The organism is Hymenobacter terricola (assembly GCF_017921975.2).
GTDB lineage: Bacteria > Bacteroidota > Bacteroidia > Cytophagales > Hymenobacteraceae > Hymenobacter > Hymenobacter terricola.
Genome location: NZ_JAGEMO020000097.1, coordinates 23,936 through 31,128 on the forward strand (window position 1 = coordinate 23,936; position 7,193 = coordinate 31,128).

Sequence of the window (7,193 nt, forward strand, 5' to 3'; positions counted from 1 at the left end):
GAAACGGCACTTTTGGCAATTGTCTACTTACCGGGAAAGGGCTCACAATGGGCTCACTAGATGCGTCCCTTCAACTAGTTAATGCGTATGCTATTCCTCCCCACGTGAGCAATATCGGTACCTTCCCGGCCTCATGACAAGGTCAAACGTGAACTTAATCAGGCATTCTCGGCCCGTCATGCGCGTCAAAGTTGGCGTTAATGAACTGATAGAGCGGGGTAGTCAAAAAGATGATATAGCCCTCGTTTCCGCCCAGCATGGGGTACACCCGCTCGGGGGAATGGTGCCGCGCCAACTGTTCATTCAGCATGGCGATGAAGTTGCGCGTCGCCTGGCCCCAGGCATCGGGCGTTTCCGGATCGCCGCTGAATGCCGTGTACAGCTTCCCGTTCAGGACAATGGTGTGTTGGCTGCCGTCTTCCGCGAAGGAATCGTCCGCCCATACCAACGGCACGCCCATTTTATCGAACGTCGGCTTGATTTCCTGGAGCTTGTCCACGAGGCCCCCCACTTCGAATAAATCTTCGGCGTCGCAGTTGTAGCGCCGGAAGCAATATGGCGCGCCGGTCCGTTCGTCTTCTACGGTCGTCAAGACGTGTCCATGGTCGTAGGCGGCCGCCACTTCCCGTTTCAACGCCGCCACATGTGCCGGACTGGCGTACTGGAAGTACCCCAGCCTGGTTAGTGCTTGTACGATGCCGGCGCCCGGCCTCTTTTGTATGACCGAACCAAGGCTGCGTTTTCCCATCGATTGGGTGGCCCGCGGGTGATGGTCATCACAGCCGGTGATGGCCATTAGGGCAACAAAGAACAGGAAGTCACGGATGCGGGAGCGCTTCATGTACACGGCACCAAATACTTGTGCATCGTCGCCACCGGTACGCCCGTAGCCAGCTGAATCTTTTTGAAGCTGAGTCCTTCCCCGCGCAGCCGACGCACTTCGGCCACTTTGCTCGCCGAAAGCCTGGGACGGCCCGGTTTCTTGGTACTGCGGGCCTGCCCGGCTTTGATGCGCTCGGATAAGCGCACGCGCTCCTGCTTGGCAATCGCCGCCAAGATGGCTATGATCGCGTCGCGGAACAGGCCGGTGCTGTCGAGGTATTGCTCGGTGAACGACTTGAACGACACGCTGGCCACGTTCAGGCGCTGGAGATGGTTGAGCGTCTCCCCCACCCCTTCCCGGCTGAAGCGGTCCAGGCTCCAGAACAGCACCACGTCGAAACGCCGCTGGTGGGCATCAGCAAAAAGCTGCTGGAACTGGGGGCGCTCGGCGGTGCCGCCGCTTTCCTGGTCGCAGTACTCCCGATAAACGGGGTAGCCCAGCCGCTCGGCGAAGGCGCGCAGTTCGAGGAGTTGGTTGTCGTTGGTTTGGCCCTTGTCGCGGGTCGAGACGCGGGCGTAGATGGCGGCGGTCATGCCGGCGACCCGAGCTTTTGCTGGATGGCCTGCGCAATCGCGGCACCGTCCTGCTGGCCAATCGGAATGAGTTCCTTTTTCTGCCCCGTTTTCGTCGTCACGTAAACTTTGCCGTCGTGCGGGTATGGTCCCATGCCCCACTTGCTGCGCGGGTCGTGCGTCACCGACGCAATGTCGCCGTAGGCCAGCCGAAAATTACCGCCGCTTTTCCCCAGAATTTCTGCCCCGTACAGGTCCAGCTCGTCCACCTCCTTCAGGTATTTTTCCCGGCCATAGGCGTAGGGATTGTTCTTGTCCTGGACCGCCATTACCCGGGTGATGGCTCTAGTGAACGGATCCCGGCCGCCCTCGGCACTCAGTAGCCCGTTCACTTTCACGCCCACCAGGTGCGTAGGCGTTACCAAGACCAAGAAGGTTCGATTCAGCATCAGGGCGTAGTATTCAACAGCCATGAAATGATTGCCCTCCTGTAGCGCGTACTCGTGGAATCTCATAGGGAAAGGGAACGATGGGTTTAAAAGGTAAGATGATTCGCAAAACTACTGATTTGTGAACACCTCCCGTAGTCAACCAAATGACCCGTTCAACAGCTGTTTGGCGGGCCTTTTTGCGGCAGGTTTTTCGAACTAGTTGCGTGATGGCGTGCCCAAACGCTTCCAGCGAACGGTTCGCAACCCGTTGGCGAACGGCTCCGGCCCGGTTCAACCGGCTAAGCTGCAGGCAATGAACGACTAGCGAACCGTTCGCGCCCTGTTCTCGTTACCCAGCGACCGTTCTGCATTACCACCCCTACCCCCGCGTCCATGCCTGCGTCCCCTCGTTCCTGTGCCCATTGTGCCGCGCCGCTGGCGGGCCGCGCCGACAAAGTCTACTGCAGCCCCAGCTGCAAGAGCAAGGAGTTTCGCCGCCAGCAGGCAGAAGCCGCGGGAGCGGGGGAAGCGGAAGAGGAGGGGTTCCATTCCGCCACCGGGGCGGCTTCCGGCCCGCGCCCGTACTATTCGGCCGTCTCCCTGCGTTCGGGCCAGGACGAGGACGAAGACGAGGACGAAGACGAGGATGAAGACGAGGACGCTTTCGAAGATGGGGCGGAAGGGAACGACGAAGCGGCCGAAGCGATTGGGCGCCGGCCCGCGCCCGCGGGGCCCGCCCCGCTCAGCCCGGAGCAGTTCCAGCAAGCCGTGGCGCGCGCCGTTGAGCAGCACGCCGTGGCGCAGTTGCCGCGCCAGTACGCGGCCTGCATCGAGCGGGTGCTGGCGGCCGACACGCAAGCGCTCACCGGCCGGGACCTAGAACGCCTCGCCGGTCAAGTGGCGAAAACCATCGCGGCTTATCAGCCCCTGGCCACGGGCCCCCACCGGCCGGCGTTCGTGGCCGCCCATTTGCAGGACCTGTGCGACGTGGCGGACGTGATCGAAGAGGCGGGCGCGGAGTGGGACGAGGTGGAGGAACCGGTGGCGCTGGGACTCAAGAAGAAGTTCCGGGCCCAGCTCCAAACCGCGCTCGACCTAATCGCCCGCTCCTGATTAGCCGCCCCGGATCATCCGCCCTGAGGTCCACGGAGCAAGCGGCCAGCGCGACACCCCGTGGGCTAGCCCCCCCCCAGCGCCGGCCGTTTCAGCCGCACATGCGCGCCAGGGGCACGGGCAGGGCGTGCCGGCTAGTCGGGCGAAAGAGAGCCGTTTGGTTACCGTGCAGATTCGTTCGCTAGCCGTTCGTTAGCCGTTCGCTAGCCGTTCGCGAACGGCTAGCGAACGGCTAGCGAACGAATCTGCACGGGGAAACGAGTCGCGAACCGTTACGCACTGCACAACCGTTCGCTCGTACATCGACGTCATTCGACCGTTCAAGTGAACGATAGAAAGCCGACGGTATCTACCTTCGGCCACCGCTGTTTCTACGCCATGGATGATTTTCATCAGGCCGCTTCACTGGCTGAGCGGCGGGCCTGGCGCACTTCCCGGCGGTACTGCCAATAGAAGAACGCGCCCCAGACCAGGCTGACCAAGTGAATGAGTTGGTAGCCGGTCGTGCGCACGACGTCTTCGTATGCCTGTCCGGTGCCCGATTTTAACAGGACGAGTTCCGTGAGCGAAGGAACCAATCCCAACAGGGTCAGTGCCTTGATCCAGCGGGGAAACGGTTGGTAAAAGACAATCAGCACCAGCGAAGGCAGCAAGAAGTAGAACGCCGAGGCGAAAATGTCGTTGCCGACGTCCAGCCGCCGAAAATCCTTGGCCAGAAAGAACACGCCCCAGGCAATGGAGAGCACCGTGTAGCCCGCCGCCGGCAGGTCCCAGCCCTTGCGGGCCAGCTTCATGGCCACCAGCACGCAGCCCGTGATGAACACCGCATCGGCCAATTTGAAGGCAATAGCCGAAACGGCGGGCGGAAAGAAGCCCCCGAGCAGGCCCAGCGCGCAGGCCAGCCCAAAGGCGATGAACTGGGCGGGGACCACTTCCTGGTCGGCGACGTCGTGGCGATTCATGGCGAAAGAGGATAAGAACACCCAGGGTTTAAAGCTACGCAGAACCGCTGATTACCAAGCATTCGCGGGGCCGATGCAGGCCCTGCCGCGAGGCAGCAAACCGGCTGTGCGGGGCGACTGGTCGGTTTTCACCCGGTCCTTTTCGTCAGCGACGCTGCTGGGGGCGCTTGGTTACCTCTCCGGGTCATGCCGCCGAGTGATAATAGGCTCCTATTTTTAAACGCAGCGCGTTTACCTTGACACCGTTTTCTTGAACGTTGCTTCCCTAGTAGATTCCGCGGGGCTGCTTAAATGTCCACCGGACCGCGCACCCCGCGCGGGGGTTGGCCTTGGTTAAAAGTTTGGTCCAAAAGTCGCATTTGCCAGCTAGCTGACCCGAATTGCGTACCAGAAAGCCATTAGAAGCACCTAAACGGTATCTTGATTTCAGAAACCGGTTTTGGGTACCGCTTTTCTGCCAGGTGAGGGCCTGAGCTAAGGGTAAGCTTGCTGGTACCCGAAAAGGGCCGTTTTCGTGCCCCTTTAGCTGTTTTCAATCCAAGACATTGGCCAAATGCGACTTTTGGACCAAACTTTTAACCAAGGCCGGGGTTGTTTCCACCCTGCCTGTCCGCGCCTTACCCGGCCCGTGGCGCCGCCAATGGGCCGTTTTTGGGCCGCGCAGACGGGGTGGCCGGGTCCGTGGTGCCACTCCATGAGCGGGGTCCCGCTGGTCCGGTCTTCGGCGCAACGTGCCCGGGCCGCCGTGGCCGGCGCGCGTTCGGCGCTGGCGTTAACCTTTTGGGCGATGCACCGGTTGCTGGGACGCTGGGAGCCAACCGATTGGCGCCGCCACGCGCCCCCGCAACCGCGGCCGGCCGGGGACCGCAGAACCGTTGCCGGCTCCCGTCCGTCGTTTTCCTGCCCACTCCTCCCGCGCCCATGGCCCTCCCCCGAAAATTCGCGGCGCTCCACCGCGCCTTGCTGTCGGCCCAAACCAAAAAACGCGCCGAACGCGCCGTGTTGGGGATCGCCATCGCCGGCTTTCTCGTCCACCTGGCCCTGATCGGGGCGGTCGAGGTGGGCCTGCTGGTGGTGCCCGCGCCCACGGAGCTGCTGCGTAACCCGATTGCCGCCATCTACACGCCCTTTTCCTTCATCCTGGTCTACGAAGTGTACTTGCTGGTCTACTACCTGCCGCGCTCGATCACCACTTACGTGGGCAAGCAGTACGAAATCATCACCCTGATCCTGATCCGTCACTCCTTCAAGGACCTGGCCGCCCTCTCGCTGACGGCCGACTGGTTCACCAGCCCGCACGACCGGCAGTTCACCTACGACTTAGCGGCCTCCGCCCTCTTGTTTTTCCTGCTCTACGTGTTTTACCGGCAGGACCGGCACCGGCGCGCCCGGCCCCGCGCCCGCCCCGTCGGGGTGGCGCGGTTCGTGGCCGTCAAAAAAGCGCTGGCCACGGCGCTCGTGCCCGTCTTGCTGGCCCTGGCCGGCTACTCGTTTGTCCACTGGCTGGCCGGCGCGCTGCGCCCCGCCGCGGCCGCGCACGCCGCGTTCCAGGACATCAACAACATCTTTTTTGAGCAGTTTTTCGCCGTGCTCATCGTCGCCGACGTCCTGTTGTTGTTGCTCTCGTTTTTTCACACCGACGAATTCCACGCCGTCGTCCGCAACTCGGGCTTTGTCATTTCCACCATCTTGATCCGGCTCTCGTTTTCCGTGAGTGGGCTCCTCAATCCGGCCCTGATCGTGGCGGCGGTCGTGTTCGGCTTGGTCATCCGCGTAATCCACGACCAGTTTGAACGCCACCTCGGGCCCGACGCCGCCAGTGCCTCCCCGTTCAGAGACGCGCCACTGGGCGTCGCCCACGAAAGTGGCGGCGTAAAGCCCCCGGAAGACGCCCCCGACGGTACAGTTCACCTGTAGCAGCTCCATTTAACGCTCCGAAATGCGTTCATCGACCCACCGTTTTCCTGAACACATTTGCCCTGTGCTGATGCCTCGCCTAACCCCTGCTTCTCCTGTTCGCCAGCTCACAATGGCAGAGGGCATGGCCTATCTGGCCCAGCACGGACTCAATCCAGGCGATTGGAAGCCCGAGCATCTGCTTCCCCACCGCGGGGTGTATGTCTACCCCTTGCCGAGCGGCGAAATCGTCACCCTGGAAGCAGGATTAGTCGATGACGGCCCCGCGTTTGTCTTCGCCAACCCGGCGGCGCTCGCCCAATGCGTGGCCGATGATTTTTTTCCGGTGCCCCAGCCGCGGTTGTCCTGGCCGCAGGTGCATGCTCGTTCCATTGCCGCTTTCTTACAGGAGCCGGAATTTTATTTGACGCCCTTGCGCGCCCGGCTGGGGCCGTTGGTACCCTTTCAACGCCTGTCGGATTGTGAGGCGGCTTATGATGCCATCCGAGCGTTGGTCAAACGCAAGTCGACCCCCGAGCCTGAGCGTATCGATTTGACGTACCAGTTCGCCCTGGCGATGGGGCAGTTTTTTATTGAACCGCGGGGCTACTCCTTTCTGGTCGAGAAGACTTATGGAGGGTATAACCCGTGGTACACCATTTACTTGCTTACCAAGTCCAGCAATCAAGAAAAAAGGAATCTGTTTAGTGCCGTCTGTCGGGCCATGTACTCCCAAAGCCGCGCCAACTTCCGCACCTGTTGCTGGTACGTGACCGGTGTCCCTCCCATTGCGCCGCTCGACTAACGGACAGGCGCAAGGGTGTTTTACTTTACTACCCGCGAGTTCGCCTATTTGCTCCTATTTTTGAACGGGCTGTGTTCACCGACCCACCATTTTCGTGGACAGATATAGTTCTGGCTCTGTAATTTCGGCCACGCCTGATGCGCCCTCCCATCTGGCCTTTTCCTGGGTGATGTGCTTCCGACGTTTCCTTCTTCTTTACCTGGTAGCCCTTGGGTTGCCGCTGTCCGCACTGGGTGCCGGAGATATTATTACTTTCAGCGGCTGGCTCGTGCTGCTCGTGCTACTGGTAGGGCTTGCGGGTTTTTTTGCCCTGCCGAGTGGTGTTATAATCCTGCTCTACTGGTTGAGAGACAAGCTATCGAAGCGGTAGAAGCGCAAACCATCCAAAAACTGAACAGCGCGCGTTTACCTTCGGACCCTTTAGCTAAACTTTCTAGTCTGAGAGCGTACTAATAGTAGTGGAAATAGCTCGTTCTTTGGCAGCTATTACGTTTCCTGCTCATTTACGGACCTCATGCAAAAATTCTTCTTGGCGCTGACGTTGACCTTTGCTTCCCACATGGCATTTGGACAGTACGCCCGCCACTCTCC

General features: G+C 60.8%; 8 protein-coding genes. 4 read left to right on the top strand and 4 right to left on the bottom strand.

Features of this window, described 5'->3' with window-relative positions; all coding sequences use genetic code 11:
• Positions 1-154: 154 nt before the first annotated feature.
• From J4G38_RS25220 to J4G38_RS25230, 3 genes are read right to left on the bottom strand one after another with little or no spacing between them, the layout of a single operon-like run.
• Positions 155-841 (bottom strand): hypothetical protein, encoded by a 687-nt coding sequence (locus J4G38_RS25220; protein ID WP_210521682.1) that lies wholly within the window; start codon positions 839-841, stop codon positions 155-157.
• Entirely contained in the window at positions 838-1,416 is a 579-nt protein-coding gene (locus J4G38_RS25225) for a recombinase family protein (protein ID WP_210521681.1), read from the bottom strand. Before J4G38_RS25225 ends, J4G38_RS25220 begins: the two co-directional genes overlap by 4 nt.
• On the bottom strand, positions 1,413-1,910 hold the full coding sequence (locus J4G38_RS25230; protein WP_210521680.1) for a hypothetical protein: 498 nt from the start codon (positions 1,908-1,910) through the stop codon (positions 1,413-1,415). Before J4G38_RS25230 ends, J4G38_RS25225 begins: the two co-directional genes overlap by 4 nt.
• A gap of 309 nt (positions 1,911-2,219) precedes the next feature.
• Between J4G38_RS25230 and J4G38_RS25235 the strand changes: the two genes are divergently transcribed.
• Positions 2,220-2,939: a hypothetical protein gene (locus J4G38_RS25235; protein ID WP_210521679.1), complete on the top strand. Its 720-nt coding sequence runs from the start codon at positions 2,220-2,222 to the stop codon at positions 2,937-2,939.
• A gap of 392 nt (positions 2,940-3,331) precedes the next feature.
• On the opposite strand, the gene J4G38_RS25240 is transcribed toward J4G38_RS25235, so the two are convergent.
• A complete protein-coding gene (locus J4G38_RS25240) occupies positions 3,332-3,901 on the bottom strand; it encodes a hypothetical protein (protein WP_210521678.1) in 570 nt (189 codons plus the stop codon).
• A 921-nt stretch (positions 3,902-4,822) separates the two neighbouring features.
• Here J4G38_RS25240 and J4G38_RS25245 point away from each other — a divergent pair.
• The 3 genes from J4G38_RS25245 (at position 4,823) to J4G38_RS25255 (ending at position 6,972) form a co-directional block, all read left to right on the top strand.
• Positions 4,823-5,818 carry a hypothetical protein gene (locus J4G38_RS25245; protein ID WP_210521677.1) on the top strand — a complete coding sequence of 332 codons (996 nt, stop codon included), beginning with the start codon at positions 4,823-4,825 and terminating at the stop codon, positions 5,816-5,818.
• Between the two features lie 22 nt (positions 5,819-5,840).
• Entirely contained in the window at positions 5,841-6,602 is a 762-nt protein-coding gene (locus J4G38_RS25250) for a hypothetical protein (RefSeq protein WP_210521676.1), read from the top strand.
• 94 nt (positions 6,603-6,696) lie between these two features.
• The gene (locus tag J4G38_RS25255) at positions 6,697-6,972 is read left to right on the top strand and encodes a hypothetical protein (RefSeq protein WP_226163848.1); all 276 of its coding nucleotides are present in this window, start codon (positions 6,697-6,699) and stop codon (positions 6,970-6,972) included.
• Positions 6,973-7,193 lie beyond the last annotated feature (221 nt).

Coding starts and splice junctions, on each gene's coding strand:
- J4G38_RS25220 (WP_210521682.1), bottom strand. CDS start 841: ATGAAGCGCTCCCGCATCCGTGACTTCCTGTTCTTTGTTGCCCTAATG.
- J4G38_RS25225 (WP_210521681.1), bottom strand. CDS start 1,416: ATGACCGCCGCCATCTACGCCCGCGTCTCGACCCGCGACAAGGGCCAA.
- J4G38_RS25230 (WP_210521680.1), bottom strand. CDS start 1,910: ATGAGATTCCACGAGTACGCGCTACAGGAGGGCAATCATTTCATGGCT.
- J4G38_RS25235 (WP_210521679.1), top strand. CDS start 2,220: ATGCCTGCGTCCCCTCGTTCCTGTGCCCATTGTGCCGCGCCGCTGGCG.
- J4G38_RS25240 (WP_210521678.1), bottom strand. CDS start 3,901: ATGAATCGCCACGACGTCGCCGACCAGGAAGTGGTCCCCGCCCAGTTC.
- J4G38_RS25245 (WP_210521677.1), top strand. CDS start 4,823: ATGGCCCTCCCCCGAAAATTCGCGGCGCTCCACCGCGCCTTGCTGTCG.
- J4G38_RS25250 (WP_210521676.1), top strand. CDS start 5,841: ATGCGTTCATCGACCCACCGTTTTCCTGAACACATTTGCCCTGTGCTG.